The following is a 20,645-nucleotide window of genomic DNA, read 5'->3' as shown; positions in this document are numbered from 1 at the left end:
AAATATACTTTCCAGTTTACTATTAGAACCAATAAATCAATGCATCTCTGATTTTTAAACAAGCCTGGATAGTGACTTTTTGTGAAACATTGACAAAAGTCTCTTCCGCTTGCAAATCTCTTTGCGCATAGGGAGTTAAGAACTGAATTTCATATTGCTCAGTAGTAAAGGGAATCGCAATGACCGCCTTAACACTTTTTTTAGCGCTCCGTTTTTGTGCATAGTGCAATGCTTCATTTTTTGGCGTTAGTTTACGATACTGGATATCAGGCAGTGAATTAAATTTTCTACTGCCAGCAGGTTTAACTGTTTCACAATTTACAGGTTCAACGACATCTGCAAGTTTTGGATAAGCAGTCTCAGTATAATTGTCGGAATAAAATAATTTGTTCTTTTCAATCTCACTAATTTTGTCGGATTTTGTCAGTAACCAGTCTGTTGCACCTCTTGATGCAATGCCTTGCGTGCTGACAAGCAAAGAAATAAAAAAAATTAAAAAGAACTTTATGACTTTCCCATTTTTACTCTCCAATAATAATGCTACAAGTTTTTGATATGTGTACTGTTCCTGATGAAAAAGTACAGTTCACTTAAAGAGTGCACGCTAAATTTTGAATAGATTCTTGATCTATGTGCAAGTACGGTTTTCTCACTAATATACAAGTTATTAGCTATTTCCCTGGTGTTCTTTCCCTTAAAGATATTTTTCAACACGTTAGCTTCACGAGTTGTTAATCTTAAAAAAGGCGTACAAATTTCAGGCAAGACATCTTGTCGGAGTTCAAAATCCCTGGTGCCAACCATCTTAATAATCACGCCCTCAATATCCATTTTTGTATGCTGCAATGGAATGGATTTATTTAACACAGTTTTGAAAAGTAAATTATAAAAATGGCTCATTTTATTATATTCAGCGCCATCACAAAGAAATACGGATTCAAACTGCAAGTTTGTGTCATTGATTTTGTTAACCATTTCCAAACGGTCATGGAAAAAGAAACCGTCTGAATCAAAGAACACGATGGATTTCCCACCTGCCCGCAACATCTTTATCGTGAGATCATTAAGATTACTGATTTCATATACATTATATGAAACGTTACCTTTATCACATTTTGAAAAGGCATCTTCAATGACTGACTCTAATCCAAGTTTTAGGAATTTATTTTGAGTGAGTATAAAAATACTCACGACTCCATTGCTATTTTTTAACATTTTGCATCCTGCATAGTTAAAGAGTAAGGAATTCACCCGACCACGTTGTAAGTTATCTCATTGGCTAAGAATCCGTCTTTAGGATTTCAACTCTTTTATAGGATATTTATTAGGAGATTTCCTAGGTGCCTATAGTCCTATTGGAGAGGGATAGGTGCAAACATAAAGAAAGAGAAACCATTTTCTAAAAATCAGAATTTTATCTCGATCTCTTTGGGAATCGATAAATATTAGCTTCTGATAATAATGGACTTTAATTTCCGCGCAGGCCTGGTATATACTCGCCAAAATTACAGACCTAAAAAAAATGTAGCTTATCTCTCAGCGGCGTTTTGCTTGTGTTGATTTCCGGGTAAAAACTCCTACGCTTAGAGCTAGCTGTAATGAAAAAGTTGATGTTAGTGGATGATGTAAAGCACGTTTCTATGCTTTTCAAATCTTAACTCCAACTGGATTACCCTCCACCTTTTTGGTTTCGGTAATAAAGTTCATATGCTTTTTCATTGACATGGAAACGAAGCATTTTCTATGCCGAGTGAGCCCTTACTTTTTTGGTGTTAGTCGTTGCTGTAATAAAAATGGCAAACCAGCATTTTTTAGAAAATACAGGTCACCAGGTGACGTTATTCGTGGTTAAACGTGAGTTAGGCTAAGAAAATGAATCTAAAAAAAACCAGTGTACTACCCGTTTTTCTTCTTATGGCTTCCTTTTCGGTTTTTGCGAAAGAAGTGAAATTGGGCAATGACCTTGCCACTTACACTTTGACCTGCGGGAAATCCATTACGGTCAACTTCACCGATCTGACAGATTCCAATTCTGGGCATACGCTAATCGGTCTGAAAAACAAGCAAACTGGTGCAGTGGATCTCTTTTTGTCACGCACCCCCACCTCAGATCGCCGACAGTACGAACAATACAACAGAGTAATCTACGATAACCTGTCGAAAACCTACATAGGCATGGCTGATAGCCCAAGTATTGTATGGGGTGCGGCACGCGACAACGGCCAGACAGAGGAGACTTATCGTCTGGCTCTCGGTTCACACGTCTATATTTGCGGAAAATTAGAAAAACTGCCGGATGAAACCGCGAACACTCTTTATGGAGAAACGGACGACGAAAACCCGAGTGATGGGACCAATGCCACATACGGCCAATAGCATTTTGCCGTAGTATTTTTTTCTTCAGATACCGTCCTTATGTTTCATTGTTAACTGCTGGCTTGACGATGTCATGCCAGCAGTTACATATCTTCGTCATTCCCAACAGCTTAGTACCAGGCACTGATTTTACTTATTTCAGCCTTCCTGGTGAGATCTGTATTTCATTGATATCACGTAGCTCTTAAGAACCTCTTTATGTTTGGGGTTGAGCTGGAATTAATGATATTTAACCCTACTGGCAATGGCTTCAATTATGACTTGTTGGTACATAACAACGAACTTGCAGGCGATGTTAGCAAGAGGAAACTTAAGCATTACATAGATTCTATTACCAAAAATAGGATGTTAAATACATAAAATATATAGAATTAAATAATTAGTGGTATAACTAATAGTCCATTTTTGATAAGCGGCGTAACTCACACTACAGCGAAGCATTAAGCCGCAAAACAGTTTCGAGGAATATTAGTGAGCACAGATACGGCAGCAATATCTTCTAAGCGGGCATTTTACTACGCGCCGTTCCGCAATTTGTTCTTTGCTCGTCTGCTGACGGTACTGGGTAATGGAATCGCACCGATTGCTCTGGCTTTTGCCGTGCTCGACATGGGGGGATCGGCCGCTGACTTGGGCATTGTTATTGCTGCTCGCTCGATTTTTAACGTGGCTTTCTTGTTGATTGGCGGGGTACTTGCCGATCGCTATTCACGAAGTCGTGTTCTGCTTTACTCATCGGTTATCGCTGCAATCTCACAGGGGGTTGTTGCTGGCTTAGTTCTGGATGGCTCGGCAACCATTATGCTGTTGGTGATACTTGGCGCTATAAACGGTGCAGCAGCGGGGGCTTCGTTGCCTGCTTCGCAAGCCATGGTCCCACAAACTGTTCCGGTGCATTCCTTACGGGAAGCAAATGCCTTTATCCAGTTAGGTATTTATGGCGGGACTGTTATTGGTGCATCACTGGGCGGTGTTCTCATAAGCGTGATGGGGCCAGGCTGGGGATTGGCCATTGATGCTTTAGGGTTTGCGGCATCAGCACCACTGTATTTAATGATTCGAACTAATTCGGCACAACCTCAGAGCGCTCAATCCAATATCTTGCAGGATTTAAAGGACGGTTGGGTGGAGTTTATTTCACGCTCATGGGTCTGGGCAATTGTGGTGCAATTTACCATCGTCAATGCGGCCTTTAGCGGCGTGATGATGGTGCTGGGTCCCGTAGTCGCAGATGCAACATTTGGCCGAACAGGTTGGGGCATGGCGATTGCCGCCCAAAGTATGGGCTTGATAGTCGGCTCTGTTATTGCACTTCGTTGGCGGCCACGTCGGGATTTGTTAATTGGCACAATTTTAACGGCATTTTGCGCAGGCCCAATTGTCATCCTGGCTCTGATTCCTTCGACCTCAGTTTTGATGGCGGCATTTTTTATAGCTGGAGTTGGTTTTGGGTTGTTCGGTGTGGCCTGGGCGCAGTCGCTACAAACTCATATCCCGCCTGAAAAGCTTGCACGTGTTTATGCTTATGATGCATTGGGTTCATTTGTGGCGATTCCGATTGGCGAAATTGCAGCAGGCCCTCTTGCGATGCACTACGGCAACACAAATGTTTTATTGTGTTGCGCAGCTGCAGTTCTGGTTGCAACCTTCGCAGCCAGTTTCACGCCAGCGATCAGAAGACTCGATAATACTGCGCAAGTCAGACAACAGAGCTAGTTGTTATTCAGCTACTGTTTCTACAGGGATGTAGTATTCACAATCCAGAGCATTTTCAGGCCTGGCGTAGCCGTTATAAGTGAAAACCTCAATGTCAGGGGCTGGTCTGCGTTTTAACCTGTGTTTAGGAAAAATGTTGAGATAAATATGTTTTGAATACTTAGAGTATTCTTCTTTATTGCACCTGAATGAAAATCGGGCATATATCCCCGAAGGGTAGGTGTGATCACCCGGTTTTTTGTTTAACTCTTTATTATGTACGCCAATAATCGAACTTAGCTTTATGCGCATTGAATGTTTCTTATGCGCTTTATATTCAGATATCGACCAAATATTTTGTTTCTGGTTATTCAAATGGTTGATGATGGTATTCCAGCGGACCTCTAAAATATTCTCATTGGCTGGGATGGCGATTTCTTGGTGAGACATTTGACCTGAAACATATCCTTCGGGCAAGGTGCATATCTGAAAGCTGCCTACGTCGATGCGGTTAAAGTTGAATTCTGCCTGTAATGGCGAGAAGTCCCAACAGCTACTTCTGCGGTACTGAAGTGGGGTTAAGCCTGCTGCTTTTTTAAATTCCCGGCAAAAGGACTGTTGCGAGTCGTAGCCAAATTTCGCAGATATATCAATAACATTCATATTGGTTAGACGCAGGAAGATAGATGCACGAGTTACCCTACGTTTACGAATGTAGAGACCGAGAGGTATTCTTACATGTTGTTTAAAAATAGTCTGGATGTGCCGGCGGCTGTAACCCGTAAATCTGGATATATCATCAATGTTAATATTCACATCGATATTATTTTCGATGTAATTTAATACTTCCTGTACGATATTCTTTTTAAGCATGTGGCAATACATCCTTGAGCGCGAAAGTCCCTTATTAGATATACATATTGGATTTATTTAGTCAATCAACCCCGTTATTATTGCACTGTTGGTCAATTGATGTAATTAATTAATAAGTTGATGGTTAACCCAATTTACAGCCTGTATCCGATTATTTACCGATATTTTCTTAAAAATATTATAAAGATGAGTTCGTACTGTGTTTTCACTGATAAAGAAGGATTGAGCGATGCGAGCATTAGACTCACCTTTACATAACTCGTGCAGAATTTCGTATTCCCGTATGGTCAAATTGCCTGAGTTTTTATCACCATAGGTTTGTTCCGGTGCGGTTTGAAGGCAAGCGTTTGCATTATCTTCATATCTGTTTTGCATCATAATTTTTATGGCGTTAACCAGACTGCCAGGTGTGGTGTCATCGGGTAATACGGTATCGAAACGATGCCAAATTGATTTCTCATAAACAGACAATGCCCTCGAGCAGTTAAGCAGGCATATCCGCATGCTGGATTGGCTTTCCGCAAGCAACTTTGGCCAGACTTTGTTGGATTTACTGCTGGCTGCGTCTGTATCGTAAATAAAGATAGATTTCTCAGAAGCATAAAACATCATTGGTTTCTTTACATTCAGGACCACAACCGGGATCTTAATTTCCTGATTCAAGCGCTCCAGAAGAAGATGATTTTGCACTGAGGGTCGGGTAACTAAGAACAATTTTTGCTCTGCTGGGTAGTTAAGCATGGGTCTTCCCTCTATAGAGTTATTTTCTCCAGGACAGTGAATTTACTGTCATCCATTAATTGGGCTAACGATAAGATGTTAGACCTAATGAGATTTAGCTTATTGTGCATAATAATAAATCGGTTTTACCGAATTATTAAGCAGAAGTTATTTGTCTCTAATGTAAGTTCGTTGATATTTAATGGTTTAATTTATTTAATGATCTTTCATAAATTAAAATACATTCTATTAAATAATGTATTTTAATATTAATGTATTAGTGGCAAGTACTAAGCATTATGCAAATACGTTAATCTCCGTAGTTACTTATATATTTACTTATTTATAATAAGGCTGAGGTAAATACCTCTTGGTAGATACAGATTTACTGTACTCCTAACAAAAGGAAAATTTTATGAGTAAAGTATCAATCATTGCTTTATTGACGTGTATTAGTTTTGCTCCTGTTGCAATGGCTGCGGGCGATAATGGATCAGGAATAAAAGAATGGTCCAATGTTGTTCATTTCGATGGCCTTGTATTTGAGAGCTCATGCAAGATATCTACCTCTGATAGAGGGAAGCATGTATCTTTACCACCAGTAAGATTTTCAGAAATACCAACGTCAGAAACAAGAACTAACGCTATACCATTTAAGTTGACACTTGAAGATTGTGGATTGATTGCTAATAAACCTCCGAAGATTGCCATTCAGTTTAATGATGATAATGTCACAAAACAGGGATATTTGAAAAATTCAAATGGAGAATTGAATAATGTAGGGCTGTTGCTTATGACCAAAGATGGCGCAAAAATTGATGCTAGCAAAAGAACCTCTTATCATGCGGATGATGAAGGTGGTCATTCGTATAGTAATAAACGCAACTACTCATTCAGTGTTGGTTATATAAAAGTGAATGACTCAGGTGTTAAATCTGGTACATCAGGCCCAGTTACTGCTCAAGTTAATTATCACATAACATATTGGTAAGGTAAAAATACCATAGCCATAAATGGCTATGGTATTACTCACATGGAGGTCACTATGAGATTTTTAATTCTGCTATATTCCATACTATTAACGCCATTGTCCTATGCCGACAATATCATTGTTAATGGAACGCGCTTTATCTACCCGGCTAATGCTCCAGAAATCACTATCCAAATGACCAACACAGGCAGTGCGCCATCTCTGGCTCAAATCTGGTTAGATGAAGGCGACCCTGATGTACCGCCAGAAAAAATCTCTACGCCCTTTATAATATCTCCACCTATTGCTCGCGTAGATGCGAAAAATGGTCAATCGATAAGAATTAAAAAACAGGAATTGCAAACGATCTCCATAAATGACAGAGAGTCACTGTGGTGGCTAAATATTCTGGATGTCCCTGCTATCGATAAAAATGAGTATAAAAAAGATGCTGGCATGCTAAATATGGCGATCCGTTCCCGCTTTAAATTTATATGGCGACCTGAAGGGCTTGGTAATAGAGCAGATGCTGAAAATAAATTAGAGTTACGCTCTGCAAGAAATAAAATTACGGTTATTAACTCTTCGCCATTCTTTATTACGATTGTCGATATTAAAACTGCTTTAGGTTCCGGTCTTTTAGAAGAAAGTGAGATGGTGGCACCCAAGAGCCAAATGGAATTTAAAGTAAAAGACAATATTTCTCACGGGCAAAATTTAGTTGTTCAAAGTATTAATGACTACGGTGGAGTGGTTGAAACAAAAGTCATTACTCATGGATGGTAAGGATATAACAAGATGGATCTCTATAAGAAAACAGTCATCACTCCATTTTTAGTATTGGCAAATATTTCATTTCTGCCAATCAGTGCTAATGCAGAGGATGATATTCGTTATACGTTTAATAATGCTATTTTGATGGGAAATGCTAAGAGCAACGATCTTAGTGCTTTCGATATAAAATCATTGCCACCAGGGCGTTATAGCGTTGATGTTTATGTCAATGAACATTGGCGTGGTCGCCACGATGTTATTTTTAATAAAACCAAAGATGGTGACTTAGCAACCTGTCATTCCGCTTACTTTCTCGAGTCTGTTGGAGTTAACACTCTACGGATGAATAAATCTCTGGCGGAGGAAAAAAATTACTGTGGCACGATTAATAAATGGGATGTTTACGGTAATGCGGTAGAAACCTTTAATGCCGGATTGTTGGAATTACGGATGAGTGTTCCACAAGCATATCTGGATAATACCGATAGCAACTATGTGCAGCCTGAGCAGTGGCAGAAGGGTATTCCGGCAATTAATCTCGGTTATATGGCTGATTACTACTCGATGCAGCAACGTGGCGATAGTCGCTCCAGTTCGGATAGTGCCTGGCTCGGGCTTGATGTAAGAGCTTCTGCATCGGGTTGGCTGCTTGAACATTTTGGTAGCCTCGACTGGAACAACGACAGTGGAAAGCATTATTCCAGCAACCGGACTACCTTAAAAAAGCCATTGATTGGCTGGAAGTCCATGTTCAGTGCCGGGCAATTTTATACTGATAGCCAGCTGTTTGATGGTTTAAGCATTTTGGGCGCATCGCTTGAATCACAGGATCAAATGCACCCGGATAACACATTGAGCTGGGCACCAAATATCAGAGGGATGGCGGAAACGAATGCACGTGTCACCGTGACACAGGATGGAAGAGTTATTCATCAAACATCCGTACCGGCAGGACCTTTCTCAATCGAGTCTATTTTACCGGCAAATACGGGCGGAGATTTGCTGGTCACTATTCAGGAATCTGACGGGCGTATTCGGCGTTTCTCTGTTCCTTATTCATCAGTGCCACAATTATTAAAACCGGGCGTGAGTCGCTATAACGTTTCGCTTGGGAAAGTTGATGAGCAAGATAGCAATGAATCTCCCTTTGCTGCACAGGTTACGTGGCAGTACGGCCTAAACAATTATGTGTCGCTCTATTCTGGTGCTACCGGATTTGATCATTACCAGTCGGCGTTAGTGGGCGCTGGGTTGAATACCTTTTTTGGCGCTTTCGCTCTCGACATTACACAGTCACGCTTTAATTTCGATAATCAGGAAAACCACGGGCAAGGATACCGCCTGACCTACAACCGAACCCTACCATTGTCGCAAACCTCATTCTGGCTGGAGGGAAAATTCAATGCGAAAAACTTCTATGGGCAGCGTGATGCTTTTGAACAGCAAGATAGTGGTTCGGAATACGCAGTATTACGCGAAAAACAGTCCTGGTCATTAAGCCTGAGTCAGCCTTTTCAGGATGGATGGGGATCATTAAATATCTCTGGGTCGATTAATAAATACTGGGAACAGCAGGATAGTTATCGACAATATTCTGTGGGCTATAGCAATAACTGGGGAAATTTAAACTGGACGATTTCAGTGCAGCGTTTATGGAATGAAGATGAATATGGTGGCGTAACGAAAGATGATCAGATTGCGCTGAACTTTAGTTATTCACTCCCGCGTTCAGACTCTGGATACACACAAATATATTCAGACAGCTATAGCAGTAATGGTAAAGCCAGCAATACGCGTATGGGCTTCTCAACCTCAGTTGATGAAGAAAATAATATGATGCTAGGCCTTAATGCAGCCTATGGCCGTGGCGGAGATATGGACTGGGGAATGAATGGAACTTACCGTTCACCTTACAGCACTCTGAGCACGACATTAAGCCAGGGTAATGACTGGCATCAGGCTAGTGCGGGGATGAGTGGTTCAATGATTGCTCACCATAAAGGGGTGACCTTCTCCCCAGAACGAAGCGATACGGTAGCACTGGTTTACGCCGCAGATGCAAAAGGTGCGCGTTTAGATGGAGCGCCAGGAACCCGTTTTGACTCAAATGGTTATGCAGTTATGCCGTGGTTGCGCGCCTGGCGTGTTAACGATGTGGTGATTAACCCAAAAGGCGCGGATGACTCCGTCACTTTCCAGCAAACACAAAGAAAAGTTGTGCCCTTTGAGGGCAGTGTTGTTCACGTTGCTTTTGACACAAAGATAAATAAACAGACCATTATTCATCCCAAACTGCGCAACCAACAGACTTTACCTTTTGGCGCGGTTATCAAAGACCAGGAAAATAACCATATTGGTTATGTCGGTCAGGGTGGGCTTCTCTATATTGACCAAACCCAATCAGCTACGGTGAGTGTTTCGTCAGAAAATGGAGTCTGCACAATTGTTATTAAAAGCCAGGAGGCAATATGTCGTTAGTTCGTGCAGGGTTACCACTGCTGATACTCCTGGCGGTAAGTTTTAATTCCCAGGCTACTTGTATTGTTAAATCACAAAAAATTACTTTATCGCCAGAAACGGTAACCAACAAAAATAATCATGCTTTAGGCTCAGTGCTAAAAAAGAGTTCATTTGCTGTGCAGCTTCCACCGTCTCCTGAGTGTGATGAGCTTATTAAATTTAGCGCGGATGTACCTGGTGGAGCGTCGAAGATGAAAACTCCCGGAGTTTTTCAAACCAATGCAAAAGGTGTTGGTATGAAAATGACTTTGGTCACTTCAAGTGGGCGCGAAATAGCCTGGCCTTCTAAATTTTCTGCAAGCATGTCTGAATTGTCTGGGGCCAGGATCAATATGGAGTTGATTAAGGCTGATGATGGAATATCGGCCAGAGGGGGCTCAGAAGGTATGAGTTTTGAAATAAATAACCTACTGCAGAGTTCACCGCTGATAGATATTTATATCCCGGCCAGTTTTGTCACTATTCTGAATAGCTCATGCAAAATTTATGGTGAGAAAACACGCAATATTACGCTGCCAGGCGTTGTTCTGGACCAGTTCAAATCCCCTGGTTCGGTGGCAGGTAAAACCCCTTTTGATATTCATTTATCTTGTGCAACCGATGATAAAACACCCTCTGCTGTTTTCTTGAAATGGAATGGGCAATTCGGCAAAAACTCGGGTTCTGACGGAGTGTTGAGCAATTCAGTGGCAGGACGTTCTTCTGCTAAGGGGATAGGAGTGCAAGTGCTCGGTGACGATCATCAGCCGCTGAATTTTCATGAAATGAAAAAGGTGGAATTGAGAAGCTCCAAATCCGACAAATATTCCGTTCGATTTTATTCACAGTATTACCAGATAGATGAACAGGTACAACCGGGGAAAATCCACGCCAGCCTGTATTTCAATATTGATTACCAATAAATAAGTGAGACGAAATATGCATGCAACTCTTGTTAAGACCAGAGATCAGATATGGGTATCACACAATAATCAATTTGGTCATCAATATCTCACGGCATATGCTGTGTTCGAGCGAGATATTGCCGGGAAAATGACCATAGAACTGGTCATTAATACACAGCGAGGTTCTCAGCGCACCCGGCAGAAAATGTTTGTTTCCTATCAGGCTGGCTGCCCATACCCCCTGACGCAACTTTTCTTTACCCTGCAATCAGGTGAATTTGCCCAATTACATATTGCTGTCAGAAGCCCGGAAGGGCATGTCGTTGAGTATCACTGGACACCTGAACTTGTTCACCAGGTTCAATGCCCGAGTAAACAAGACTAGATAACTCCTGCGCGCGGAAGATATCCGGCGCAGGAAGATAAATATTATTGGCAAATTAGCGCCAAATCTTTATTCAGCAAATAGGGCCGCAAATATCCCACGGTGTTAGAGAGCGGCAGCACATCTTCATGTAAGTGAATATTCAGTACGTCGCGGATGTAATTTCTGCGTGCGCTGATGCGCTGCCATAATTCCGGGTAAAGCGTGGCGAGTTTCTGGCGTAAAGGTTCATCGGCCAGCGCCACGGTGTCTTCAATACTCGCTCCCGCGTAACCTTTACGTGATGGAATGATGTCGATTTGTAGCAGCATCCCACTGGATAAAGGGATATCTGACGCAGGGTAAATCGGCGAGCAAAGCCACTCTTCGTCAGCAACTAAGTGGCCGGGGTTGAGGTGCCAGTGGTATTCGGTTTTAGGCAAAACTCGCTCAATCAAGTCGTAGACTTCATGGCCCTTCACACCGACGCGCATATTCTCAAGCCAGGCGACGACCGCGCGATAATACGGGATGGCGACCACATCGAGATAATCACTGACCTCTTCATGAAGTTCATCGGCCTGGCTGACGACGTATGCCGCACGGCTGGTTAAACCGCCCTTATAACTGACTGTTAATGAAAACTTGTCGCCTTTTTGGATCTGCTTATCCGATGGGTACAGGTTGGCATTTTCAAAACGATCGCCCGTAGCAGCAATGGTTACGACGTTATTGGCTTGCCCATCGGCGGCAAGCAGGGCTGCAATCGACTTTTCCGTTTTACCTAATTCAATTGCATTCAGTGCGTTAAGCGCCGCGCTTGATGCCAGGTTTGCACCGTATTCATAGTGCGCAATTTCATTGGCGTTATTGGTTGTCCTTGCTCCCTGGCGCGGAGAAATAAACAGATCTGTGGCATTAATTAATTCACACGCTGGAGTCAGCGCACTTTGAAGCGCCAGGAAAATAAAGGTGGGGATATCAAACAGTGACTTATTGTTGTCGTTGATGCCAGTGAAAAGCTTCCAGCCCGCAATACCAACACGCTTTTGCCCACGAAGCCCGGCTTGTTGCAACACTTCGCTTAGCGAAAGTGTGGTGTCCATCGGTTGGTTGGGCAGCGAAAACCACTGCGCATGTACCACACTTGCAGGAATTCTGGAGTGCTGTGCGAGTTTGAGGTTTTCATTACCAAGAACCAGCACTGCCTCACCGCTTTTATGTAGAACCAGCAAGCCTTCTTCAAAGCGTGGGATGAAACCAGTCAAATATTCAAAATTCCCGCCATGCTCTTTATCGGCATAAACGACGAGCGAATCCAGATTTTGTTGCGCCATTCCCTGCAAAACTTTGCGCAAACGCTCCTCAATAGTCTGGTTGTTTAGCACCACGCTTGGGGTGTTCAGGTAAATTGCTGGCTGCTCAATGGCGGCAAGTGTGATTGTTGGCTGCGGCATGGGTGAGTCACTCCTTTTCTTTTCCCGGGTGAACATTAACTTATCACCCGGGAAATTAAGAACCTATCCCGGCAACCGACTTTTTGGCCGTCCTTGCCCAAGCAACACTGCAAGTTTGGCGCCGCCCTGAGTGGTTTCCATCAGTATTTTACATACGCTGGTAAGCGGCACTGACAGGAGCATACCCACTGGGCCGAGCAGCCAGCCCCAGAACAACAATGACAGAAACACCACGAAGGTCGACATTCCAAGGCCGCGTCCCATCATGCGTGGTTCAAGGATATTCCCAAGCAGCATATGCACCGCAAGGAACAGCACGCCAACCAAAATCATTTCGTAAGTGCCGTTAAACAAGAACGCCTGAATCATTGGTGGAATAGCGGAAATGACCGAACCGATATTGGGGATGTAATTGAGCAAGAATCCCAACACGCCCCACATCAACGCAAATTGCACGCCCAGCAGTTCGAGGCCAAGCCAGATAATCAACCCGGTCCACAGGCTGATGAGCGTTTTAAGCGCCAGATAATGCGTCACGCCTTTGAGTGCGCGGTGCAGGCTGGCGATATGAATTTTCGGGTTGGAAAGGGCGAAGCGCAGTTTGTACGGAACGTGGCGCACCTCGAAGAGCATAAATACCACGGTCATCACCAACAGCAGAATACTGGCCATTGCACCGGAAAGTCCGGTCATTAGGGTGGTGGCGTAAGACATCACTTTTTCAGAGTCCATACGCTGCAACATACGCTCCGGCGATAATCGCAGGTGCATAAACGGTAGCATTTTTTCGAGCTCAAACACTTTTTGCGTCAGCATCTTGTTGTATTTGGGCAGCATATCGACGAATTCAGACATGGATGCCGCCAGCACACCCACCAGTATCGTCAGCACAACCAACATCGCAAATACGACTATCGAGATAGCCAGCGGACGGTTCACTCCCCGGCGGATAAACCACGTCACTAACGGGTTAAGCACAATGGCAAAAAAGAGTGCCAATAATAGCTGGACGATAATGTCTGCCGCAGCATGGATCCCGGCAAGAATAATCACCAGCGCTGAAAGCTTTATTAGAATATGTAGCCCGGTTTTATCGGGTTCTGGAGAGAGCATGAAAAAATCCTGAAAAGGAGGGATTCTCTAAGTGTAGCGCTTCGTTTATTTCGCACCCGCAGGGCGAGTCTGAAAGTCTGTTGCTGAAATGTGAATCTCGACGTGTATATACTGGGGAACGCTGTTTTAAAAGTGAATGCCCATGCCTGACCTCACTCCCGCCCCCGCATTAAGCAGTTTTCGACTCAATCTACAGATTGTCTCTGTAGTGATGTTCAACTTTGCCAGCTACATGACCATCGGCCTGCCACTGGCTGTTTTGCCGGGGTACGTTCATGACGTGATGGGCTACAGCGCGTTTTGGGCCGGGCTTGTGATAAGCCTGCAATATTTCGCCACGTTACTCAGCCGCCCACATGCCGGGCGTTACGCAGATATTCTTGGCCCTAAAAAAATTGTCATCTTTGGTTTATGCGGCTGCTTCCTGAGCGGAGCGAGCTATATGCTGGCGGCGTTTGGTAGCGCCTGGCCGTTGGTGAGTCTGGTGTTGCTGTGTATGGGGCGTGTCATTTTAGGGATTGGGCAAAGTTTTGCCGGAACCGGTTCAACGCTTTGGGGCGTGGGTGTCGTCGGGTCGCTGCATATTGGGCGGGTGATCTCCTGGAATGGCATTGTGACCTATGGCGCGATGGCGATGGGCGCACCGTTGGGCGTGCTGTTTTATCATCTCGGCGGGCTAAAACTGTTAGCCGGAATTATTATGGCAGTGGCACTGGTGGCAGTGTTGTTGGCACTTCCACGCCCGGCGGTGAAAGCCAGTAAAGGCAAGCCGCTGCCGTTTCGCGCGGTGCTGGGGCGCGTCTGGCCGTATGGTATGGCGCTCGCACTCGCGTCTGCCGGTTTTGGCGTGATCGCAACGTTCATCACACTGTTTTACGACGCTAAAGGCTGGGATGGTGCTGCATTCGCATTAACACTCTTTAGCTGTGCGTTTGTTGGCACTCGCTTACTTTTCCCGAATGGTATTAACCGGCTTGGCGGCTTGAATGTGGCGATGATTTGCTTCTCAGTCGAGATTATCGGTTTGCTGCTGGTAGGCTTTGCGGGCGAACCCTTGATGGCAAAAGTGGGGACTTTCCTGACGGGCGCGGGCTTCTCTTTGGTGTTCCCGGCGCTGGGCGTGGTGGCAGTGAAAATGGTGCCGCAACAAAACCAGGGAAGTGCGCTTGCGACCTACACCGTGTTTATGGATTTATCGCTGGGGATTACCGGGCCATTAGCTGGGTTTGTGATGGCTTATGCGGGGGTTTCGGTGATTTATCTGGCGGCGGCGGTGCTGGTTTGCATTGCGCTGCTGTTGGCCTGGCAGTTAAAAAAACGGCCCCCGGTTGAGCAACCGGAGGCCGTGTCATCAACACAGCAACAATAGTTATTTGATGGTGATGGTATTAATAATGTTCTCAGCGGCAGTTTGCGCCAGTTGCTGGTTATCCGCAGGCAGCGTTATCTGCATAGTTAACAGTTGGTTATCTACTTTACCCAGGATGACAGATGAGTAAGCTGTCTGGCCTTTTGCAGAGATAATACTGTCAAGCTGTTGCAGCGTGTGGCCTTTAATCTCAATGGATTTATTGGTCACGACTTGCAGCTGTGGGTCACGAGCACGTTGTTGTTCTTCAAGGCGTTTTGTCAAAGCTGCCAAATCGTCAGGCGTATTGTCACCGACAATCACAATGACCGCTTTCTGTCCTGTAGCATCAGAATATACGTGCATGTTGTTTGCCTGAGTGCCCAATTTACCGCTCTGGTCGGTCATATCGGCGGGGAGTGCAAAGCTAATTTTCCCGTCCAGCAGGCTAACCGGCTGGCCAGCAGCGCTGCTTTCCGCCGCTGCATCCGTTTTGGCCGTTTTGCTGTCACTGTTATCGCAAGCGGCCAGGCCTAATACCAGCAGGCCAATACCGACATATTTTACCAGGTTACCCATGACTTCTTCCTTTACGTTAGCAAGCCTTTGCGGCCGATCTCATCATCTTATCACAAGATAATTCAACCACCGTCAACCCGGCTGTAACGCCGAACTTTCAGACTTATCTGCCAGACGTTTCAACAACATATTCAGCAAAACGCCGTACATCGGTAGGAAGAATACAATGCTGATTAACACTTTAAAGCAGTAATCGACGACCGCGATTTCCACCCAATGCTGCGCCATAAAGGCGTCCGGGCTGCGCCAGAAAGCAATAAAGAAGAAGGAAAGCGTGTCGCTGATATTTCCGAAAAGCGTGGATGCCGTTGGCGCAAGCCACCAGTACTGGCTTTGGCGCAGGCGGTTAAACACATGCACATCCAGAATTTGCCCCAACGCGTACGCCATAAAGCTTGCGACAGCGATACGCGCGACGAACAGGTTGAAGTGCAGCAATGCTTCGAACCCTTGCCAGGTGCCCATGTAAAACAGTGCAGAAATGGCGTACGAAATAATCAGCGCGGGCAGCATCACGGCAAAAATAATGCGGCGTGCCAGAGGTGCACCAAAAATGCGTACCGTCAGGTCGGTTGCGAGGAAGATAAACGGAAAGCTAAACGCACCCCAGGTGGTATGGAAACCAAAAACCGAGACCGGTAATTGCACCAGATAGTTACTGGAGGTGATCACCAGTAAATGGAATAGCGATAGCCAAAACAGCGCTTTAGTGCGCTGAGTAGAATTGAACTGCGTCATTTTGTAGCCTTTTTAGTGGTGGGGTGAGGGAACCCAATAAGCTTTTTAAAGCGGGGGCGATGATACTGCTTTAACCCCGCTTTGCAATGGTTAATTTTAACGCAATCGTTCACGTGACTTGCACGAGAATCTTCCCGGCGTAAACTATCGCGGTTTGTTAATTGCGAGCTTTCTCATGACCGATCTTTTTTCTAATCCTGACCACACTCTTGATGCCCTGGGCCTGCGCTGCCCGGAACCCGTCATGATGGTACGCAAAACAGTGCGCAATATGCAGGCTGGCGAAACCCTGCTAGTGATTGCTGATGACCCGGCAACCACGCGTGATATTCCAGGATTTTGCATTTTCATGGAACACGAACTGCTTGCCAAACAAGTGGAATCATTGCCTTACCAATACCTGTTGCGTAAAGGCCAGTAACGCCGCGCAAGCCCTTTGCTCTCCGCTTTGGGCTTCTGAACCCTCTTTGCATCTACTCTGAACCCCAATTTCATTTTTTGTCGCTTTTTGTGAAGTGCTTCACCCATGCTTTTCTCCACGTAGTCTAATTTTTAAACGACAAATTAAAACATTGTTTTACTTCCTACCTCATATTTCTACCTCTGCTGGAGCGACACAATGAAGAAGACCTTTCTGCCTGCTTTTGCTGGTTTATGTCTGTCTACCGCGTCAGTTCTGTTTGCTCAAACTGCACTCGCACAAGTGATTAAAGCCGCTGACGTTCACCCGGAAGGCTATCCGAACGTAGTCGCGGTCCAGCACATGGGCGAAAAACTGAAGCAAGAAACCAACGGTGATTTAGAGATTAAAGTGTTCCCAAGTGGCGTTCTTGGGGATGAAAAACAGATGATCGAACAGGCGCAAATGGGTGCGATCGATATGATCCGTGTTTCGATGGCGCCGGTTGCTGCGATCCTGCCAGATGTTGAAGTCTTTACCCTGCCGTACGTATTCCGCGACGAAGACCATATGCACAAAGTGATCGACGGTGATTTAGGTAAAGAGATTGGCGACAAGCTGACGAATAACCCGAAATCTCGTCTGGTATTCCTCGGCTGGATGGACTCCGGCACACGTAACCTGATTACCAAAAACCCGGTTGTGAAACCTGAAGATCTTAAGGGGATGAAAATCCGCGTTCAGGGTAGCCCGGTCGCACTGGCAACGCTTAAAGACATGGGCGCAAACTCGGTCGCGATGGGGGTGAGCGAAGTGTATAGCGGCATGCAAACCGGCGTTATCGACGGCGCTGAAAACAACCCGCCAACCTTTATTGCCCATAACTACATGCCGGTCGCTAAGAACTACACGCTGAGCGGCCACTTCATCACGCCAGAAATGCTGCTTTATTCCAAAGTGAAGTGGGACAAACTGACGCCTGACCAGCAGCAAAAAGTCCTGAAACTGGCACGTGATGCGCAAATGGAACAGCGCGAACTGTGGAATGCCTACAACAAACAAGCGCTGGAAAAAATGAAAGCCGGTGGTGTTCAGTTCCACGAAATCGACAAAGCCTGGTTTGTGAAAGCGACTGAGCCGGTGCGTAAAGAGTACGGCGATAAACATCAGGATCTGATGAAAGCTATCGCAGACGTTCAGTAACTATTGTCGCTAACGCATTCGTGGAGGGCATCTTATGTCCCAACGCTACTCAGACTTGATGGATAAAGTTTATTTGCTGGCGATGGTTATTGCCGGGCTGTCTCTTTTGGTGATGACCATCATTATTCCGATTGGGATTTTCTCACGTTATGTCCTCAATCGTGGGGAATCCTGGCCGGAACCCGTGGCGATAATCTGCATGGTGACCTTCACGTTCATCGGCGCGGCGGTGAGTTACCGCGCCGGTTCGCACATAGCGGTGAATATGCTGACAGATCGCCTGCCGTCTGCATTGCAGACGTTCTGTACCCGTGTCGTCGACTTGTTGATGCTGGTCATTTCACTGGTGATTTTCTATTACAGCTTCTACCTGTGCGCCGATTTATGGGAACAACCTGTTGCCGAATTCCCGCTACTCACTTCCGGTCAAACCTATCTTCCGCTGCCCGTAGGCGCGATTTTAATGATTCTGTTTGTTGTCGAGCGACTGCTGTACGGCTCTCAAGAGAACCGCCCAATAGTGCTGCTGGGTAATCACGGTTAAGACCAGGGGATAACATGGACGCATTTATTTTATTAGCAACACTCGCGGTGCTGCTTGCAGTGGGAATGCCTGTGGCTTTTGCCGTTGGGCTAAGCGCCATTGTGGGAGCGTTATGGATAGATTTGCCGCTGGAAGCGATCATGATTCAAATCACCAGCGGGGTGAATAAATTTACCCTGCTGGCAATCCCGTTCTTCATTCTGGCCGGGGCGATTATGGCGGAAGGGGGAATCGCTCGTCGCCTGGTCAACTTTGCCTATATTTTCGTTGGGTTTATTCGCGGCGGCTTGTCGCTGGTGAATATCGTGGCGTCCACTTTTTTTGGGGCGATTTCCGGATCGTCCGTGGCGGATACGGCATCCATCGGCAGCGTGATGATCCCGGAAATGGAGAAAAAGGGTTATCCACGGGAATATGCAGCGGCGGTAACGGCGAGTGGATCGGTGCAGGCGATTTTGATCCCGCCAAGCCATAACTCGGTGATTTACTCCCTGGCGGCGGGCGGCACGGTTTCCATTGCCACGCTGTTTATCGCCGGGATTTTGCCAGGTTTATTGCTGGGTTTCTGCCTGATGGTGATGTGCCTCGGGTTTGCTCATAAGCGCGGTTACCCGAAAGGTGAACGCATTCCCTTCAAGCAGGCGTTGAAAATTTTCTTCGATGCGCTGTGGGGTTTGATGACGGTGGTCATTATTCTCGGCGGGATTTTGACCGGGGTCTTTACCGCAACTGAATCGGCGGCAGTCGCCTGTGTGTGGGCGTTCTTCGTGACTATGTTTATCTACCGTGACTACAAGTGGAACGAGCTGCCAAAGCTGATGTTCCGTACTGTAAAAACAGTCTCTATCGTCATGATTTTGATTGGTTTTGCGTCAGCGTTCGGCGCAGTCATGACTTACATGCAACTGCCATCACGCATCACTGAGTTCTTCACTTCGCTGTCTGACAATAAGTACGTCATTCTGATGTACCTCAACGTCATGCTGCTGTTGATTGGCACGCTGATGGACATGGCGCCGATTATCCTGATCCTGACGCCGGTTTTACTGCCGGTGACGAATTCGCTGGGTATCGACCCGGTGCATTTCGGGATGATTATGATGGTTAACCTCGGGATTGGCTTAATTACACCGCCGGTCGGTTCGGTGCTTTTTGTCGCCAGTGCGGTGAGCAAACAGAAAATCGAAGTGGTGGTTCGTGCCATGTTGCCGTTCTACGGCGTATTGCTGGTGGTGCTGGCGATGGTGACCTACATTCCGGCAGTTTCATTGTGGCTGCCGCATGTATTGGGCATGACGAGTTGAGAGGACTATCTAACCCTCATTTCTGATGGGGTGAGGGTTAGATAAACAGTGCCGGAGAAATACCAAAGCGCAGGGAAAGCTTTCTGATGTGCTCAATTGTAAGCTGGCGCTCGCCACTCAGTACGCGTGACACCATTGATTTGCTGCCAATTTCTTGTTGGAAATCGCTTTGATTCAACTCATATTGATCCATCAACGTTCTCAGTACCGCAACGCCGGGCGGCAGAGCATTCATCTGTTCACGAAAGGCGATAGTTTCCGGAAGGGTATTTTCATACTCAGAAATCTTCAGGCTCACTAAATCCAGCAGCGGGTTGGTCGGCTCATTGACCAACAAGTATTCCACCAGTTCCAGTGCTTCCAGATACTCTTTCTCACCCGTGTTACCCGCAAGAAACGGCACGGCAGTTTTCAGCGCTTCGGCGGCTTTCAGTGCATCTGCAATCATCTCTTCTTTCCCCGATGGGTTTCGGTAAATCTCATGTAATCCACATGCGTCATGATGTCGCGAACATAGAATTTCTGGCTTTCAAAAAATATCAGCGCGAGTAGCCGCAACTCGTTGCGAGCAATATTGATGACATAGTGCTTATCGAGATACTTAAAATTATCAAGTGTTGGATAGACTTTCCTGAGTGATTCGGGTGTTGGGAAATGTCCTTTTTCGATAACCCGGGCCAGAATGAGAAGTTCTTGAGCGTGTTGGGGATATTTTTCGCTGGCTTCACTCAATGCTCTTAGAGAGATTAAATGCATACTTCGTCCTGAAGTTGACTATCTGGC

At 45.5% G+C, this 20,645-nt stretch carries 22 protein-coding genes; 12 read left to right on the top strand and 10 right to left on the bottom strand.

Annotated elements, in window-relative coordinates; genetic code table 11:
- Window positions 1-22 precede the first annotated feature (22 nt).
- Together LVQ79_RS03625 and LVQ79_RS03620 are read right to left on the bottom strand one after the other, a co-directional pair.
- Window positions 23-532 carry a hypothetical protein gene (locus LVQ79_RS03625; protein WP_232863922.1) on the bottom strand — a complete coding sequence of 170 codons (510 nt, stop codon included), beginning with the start codon at window positions 530-532 and terminating at the stop codon, window positions 23-25.
- An 8-nt stretch (window positions 533-540) separates the two neighbouring features.
- Window positions 541-1,215, bottom strand: coding sequence for a helix-turn-helix transcriptional regulator (locus LVQ79_RS03620; protein ID WP_232863921.1), 675 nt, complete (start codon window positions 1,213-1,215; stop codon window positions 541-543).
- A gap of 657 nt (window positions 1,216-1,872) precedes the next feature.
- On the opposite strand from LVQ79_RS03620, the gene LVQ79_RS03615 reads away from it, so the two are divergent.
- Together LVQ79_RS03615 and LVQ79_RS03610 are read left to right on the top strand one after the other, a co-directional pair.
- On the top strand, window positions 1,873-2,376 hold the full coding sequence (locus LVQ79_RS03615; RefSeq protein WP_232863920.1) for a hypothetical protein: 504 nt from the start codon (window positions 1,873-1,875) through the stop codon (window positions 2,374-2,376).
- 471 nt (window positions 2,377-2,847) lie between these two features.
- Entirely contained in the window at window positions 2,848-4,092 is a 1,245-nt protein-coding gene (locus LVQ79_RS03610; RefSeq protein ID WP_232863919.1) for an MFS transporter, read from the top strand.
- A gap of 3 nt (window positions 4,093-4,095) precedes the next feature.
- Here the strand turns inward: LVQ79_RS03610 and LVQ79_RS03605 are convergent, their stop codons facing one another.
- Both LVQ79_RS03605 and LVQ79_RS03600 read right to left on the bottom strand, forming a co-directional pair.
- Entirely contained in the window at window positions 4,096-4,944 is an 849-nt protein-coding gene (locus LVQ79_RS03605) for a helix-turn-helix domain-containing protein (protein ID WP_232863918.1), read from the bottom strand.
- Window positions 4,945-5,049: 105 nt separating this feature from the next.
- Complete coding sequence (locus LVQ79_RS03600; RefSeq protein WP_232863917.1) at window positions 5,050-5,685, bottom strand: LuxR C-terminal-related transcriptional regulator; 636 nt, start codon at window positions 5,683-5,685, stop codon at window positions 5,050-5,052.
- Between the two features lie 394 nt (window positions 5,686-6,079).
- On the opposite strand from LVQ79_RS03600, the gene LVQ79_RS03595 reads away from it, so the two are divergent.
- The 5 genes from LVQ79_RS03595 to LVQ79_RS03575 all read left to right on the top strand — a co-directional run bounded on the left by LVQ79_RS03595 (window position 6,080) and on the right by LVQ79_RS03575 (window position 11,197).
- A complete protein-coding gene (locus LVQ79_RS03595; protein ID WP_232863916.1) occupies window positions 6,080-6,655 on the top strand; it encodes a fimbrial protein in 576 nt (191 codons plus the stop codon).
- Window positions 6,656-6,709: 54 nt separating this feature from the next.
- Window positions 6,710-7,420 (top strand): fimbrial biogenesis chaperone, encoded by a 711-nt coding sequence (locus tag LVQ79_RS03590; RefSeq protein ID WP_232863915.1) that lies wholly within the window; start codon window positions 6,710-6,712, stop codon window positions 7,418-7,420.
- Window positions 7,421-7,432: 12 nt separating this feature from the next.
- Complete coding sequence (locus LVQ79_RS03585) at window positions 7,433-9,886, top strand: fimbria/pilus outer membrane usher protein (RefSeq protein ID WP_232863914.1); 2,454 nt, start codon at window positions 7,433-7,435, stop codon at window positions 9,884-9,886.
- A complete protein-coding gene (locus tag LVQ79_RS03580) occupies window positions 9,877-10,830 on the top strand; it encodes a fimbrial protein (RefSeq protein ID WP_232863913.1) in 954 nt (317 codons plus the stop codon). The genes LVQ79_RS03585 and LVQ79_RS03580 overlap by 10 nt, the downstream gene beginning before the upstream one ends.
- 103 nt (window positions 10,831-10,933) lie before the next feature.
- Entirely contained in the window at window positions 10,934-11,197 is a 264-nt protein-coding gene (locus tag LVQ79_RS03575; RefSeq protein WP_232863912.1) for a hypothetical protein, read from the top strand.
- Between the two features lie 44 nt (window positions 11,198-11,241).
- On the opposite strand, the gene LVQ79_RS03570 is transcribed toward LVQ79_RS03575, so the two are convergent.
- Both LVQ79_RS03570 and LVQ79_RS03565 read right to left on the bottom strand, forming a co-directional pair.
- Window positions 11,242-12,633: a M24 family metallopeptidase gene (locus LVQ79_RS03570; protein WP_232863911.1), complete on the bottom strand. Its 1,392-nt coding sequence runs from the start codon at window positions 12,631-12,633 to the stop codon at window positions 11,242-11,244.
- 63 nt (window positions 12,634-12,696) lie between these two features.
- Window positions 12,697-13,746 carry an AI-2E family transporter gene (locus tag LVQ79_RS03565; RefSeq protein ID WP_151993814.1) on the bottom strand — a complete coding sequence of 350 codons (1,050 nt, stop codon included), beginning with the start codon at window positions 13,744-13,746 and terminating at the stop codon, window positions 12,697-12,699.
- Window positions 13,747-13,888: 142 nt separating this feature from the next.
- Here LVQ79_RS03565 and LVQ79_RS03560 point away from each other — a divergent pair, with 142 nt between their 5' ends.
- Window positions 13,889-15,115, top strand: a complete 1,227-nt coding sequence (locus tag LVQ79_RS03560) for an MFS transporter (RefSeq protein WP_232863910.1) — start codon at window positions 13,889-13,891, stop codon at window positions 15,113-15,115.
- On the opposite strand, the gene LVQ79_RS03555 is transcribed toward LVQ79_RS03560, so the two are convergent.
- Both LVQ79_RS03555 and LVQ79_RS03550 read right to left on the bottom strand, forming a co-directional pair.
- A complete protein-coding gene (locus LVQ79_RS03555) occupies window positions 15,116-15,673 on the bottom strand; it encodes a DcrB family lipoprotein (RefSeq protein WP_134185860.1) in 558 nt (185 codons plus the stop codon).
- A 72-nt stretch (window positions 15,674-15,745) separates the two neighbouring features.
- Entirely contained in the window at window positions 15,746-16,411 is a 666-nt protein-coding gene (locus LVQ79_RS03550; RefSeq protein ID WP_232863909.1) for a 7-cyano-7-deazaguanine/7-aminomethyl-7-deazaguanine transporter, read from the bottom strand.
- A gap of 175 nt (window positions 16,412-16,586) precedes the next feature.
- Between LVQ79_RS03550 and tusA the strand changes: the two genes are divergently transcribed.
- The 4 genes from tusA (at window position 16,587) to LVQ79_RS03530 (ending at window position 19,862) form a co-directional block, all read left to right on the top strand.
- On the top strand, window positions 16,587-16,832 hold the full coding sequence (gene tusA, locus LVQ79_RS03545) for a sulfurtransferase TusA (protein ID WP_064514924.1): 246 nt from the start codon (window positions 16,587-16,589) through the stop codon (window positions 16,830-16,832).
- 198 nt (window positions 16,833-17,030) lie between these two features.
- A complete protein-coding gene (locus tag LVQ79_RS03540; RefSeq protein ID WP_232863908.1) occupies window positions 17,031-18,014 on the top strand; it encodes a TRAP transporter substrate-binding protein in 984 nt (327 codons plus the stop codon).
- Window positions 18,015-18,048: 34 nt separating this feature from the next.
- Window positions 18,049-18,558, top strand: a complete 510-nt coding sequence (locus LVQ79_RS03535) for a TRAP transporter small permease (RefSeq protein WP_151993810.1) — start codon at window positions 18,049-18,051, stop codon at window positions 18,556-18,558.
- A 14-nt stretch (window positions 18,559-18,572) separates the two neighbouring features.
- Window positions 18,573-19,862, top strand: coding sequence for a TRAP transporter large permease (locus LVQ79_RS03530; protein WP_154151010.1), 1,290 nt, complete (start codon window positions 18,573-18,575; stop codon window positions 19,860-19,862).
- A gap of 37 nt (window positions 19,863-19,899) precedes the next feature.
- Here the strand turns inward: LVQ79_RS03530 and LVQ79_RS03525 are convergent, their stop codons facing one another.
- Entirely contained in the window at window positions 19,900-20,310 is a 411-nt protein-coding gene (locus tag LVQ79_RS03525) for a helix-turn-helix domain-containing protein (RefSeq protein ID WP_232863907.1), read from the bottom strand.
- Window positions 20,307-20,618, bottom strand: a complete 312-nt coding sequence (locus tag LVQ79_RS03520) for a type II toxin-antitoxin system HigB family toxin (RefSeq protein ID WP_232863906.1) — start codon at window positions 20,616-20,618, stop codon at window positions 20,307-20,309. The genes LVQ79_RS03525 and LVQ79_RS03520 overlap by 4 nt, the downstream gene beginning before the upstream one ends.
- Between the last annotated feature and the right edge of the window lie 27 nt (window positions 20,619-20,645).

The organism is Buttiauxella cochleicola (assembly GCF_021282405.1).
Taxonomy (GTDB): Bacteria; Pseudomonadota; Gammaproteobacteria; order Enterobacterales; family Enterobacteriaceae; genus Buttiauxella; species Buttiauxella massiliensis.
Note: the sequence above shows the minus strand (reverse complement) of the source record. Positions and strands in the feature narration are given on the sequence as shown.

Coding starts and splice junctions, on each gene's coding strand:
- LVQ79_RS03620 (WP_232863921.1), bottom strand. CDS start 1,215: ATGTTAAAAAATAGCAATGGAGTCGTGAGTATTTTTATACTCACTCAA.
- LVQ79_RS03615 (WP_232863920.1), top strand. CDS start 1,873: ATGAATCTAAAAAAAACCAGTGTACTACCCGTTTTTCTTCTTATGGCT.
- LVQ79_RS03605 (WP_232863918.1), bottom strand. CDS start 4,944: ATGCTTAAAAAGAATATCGTACAGGAAGTATTAAATTACATCGAAAAT.
- LVQ79_RS03600 (WP_232863917.1), bottom strand. CDS start 5,685: ATGCTTAACTACCCAGCAGAGCAAAAATTGTTCTTAGTTACCCGACCC.
- LVQ79_RS03595 (WP_232863916.1), top strand. CDS start 6,080: ATGAGTAAAGTATCAATCATTGCTTTATTGACGTGTATTAGTTTTGCT.
- LVQ79_RS03590 (WP_232863915.1), top strand. CDS start 6,710: ATGAGATTTTTAATTCTGCTATATTCCATACTATTAACGCCATTGTCC.
- LVQ79_RS03585 (WP_232863914.1), top strand. CDS start 7,433: ATGGATCTCTATAAGAAAACAGTCATCACTCCATTTTTAGTATTGGCA.
- LVQ79_RS03580 (WP_232863913.1), top strand. CDS start 9,877: ATGTCGTTAGTTCGTGCAGGGTTACCACTGCTGATACTCCTGGCGGTA.
- LVQ79_RS03570 (WP_232863911.1), bottom strand. CDS start 12,633: ATGCCGCAGCCAACAATCACACTTGCCGCCATTGAGCAGCCAGCAATT.
- LVQ79_RS03565 (WP_151993814.1), bottom strand. CDS start 13,746: ATGCTCTCTCCAGAACCCGATAAAACCGGGCTACATATTCTAATAAAG.
- LVQ79_RS03560 (WP_232863910.1), top strand. CDS start 13,889: ATGCCTGACCTCACTCCCGCCCCCGCATTAAGCAGTTTTCGACTCAAT.
- LVQ79_RS03555 (WP_134185860.1), bottom strand. CDS start 15,673: ATGGGTAACCTGGTAAAATATGTCGGTATTGGCCTGCTGGTATTAGGC.
- LVQ79_RS03550 (WP_232863909.1), bottom strand. CDS start 16,411: ATGACGCAGTTCAATTCTACTCAGCGCACTAAAGCGCTGTTTTGGCTA.
- tusA (WP_064514924.1), top strand. CDS start 16,587: ATGACCGATCTTTTTTCTAATCCTGACCACACTCTTGATGCCCTGGGC.
- LVQ79_RS03540 (WP_232863908.1), top strand. CDS start 17,031: ATGAAGAAGACCTTTCTGCCTGCTTTTGCTGGTTTATGTCTGTCTACC.
- LVQ79_RS03535 (WP_151993810.1), top strand. CDS start 18,049: ATGTCCCAACGCTACTCAGACTTGATGGATAAAGTTTATTTGCTGGCG.
- LVQ79_RS03530 (WP_154151010.1), top strand. CDS start 18,573: ATGGACGCATTTATTTTATTAGCAACACTCGCGGTGCTGCTTGCAGTG.
- LVQ79_RS03525 (WP_232863907.1), bottom strand. CDS start 20,310: ATGATTGCAGATGCACTGAAAGCCGCCGAAGCGCTGAAAACTGCCGTG.
- LVQ79_RS03520 (WP_232863906.1), bottom strand. CDS start 20,618: ATGCATTTAATCTCTCTAAGAGCATTGAGTGAAGCCAGCGAAAAATAT.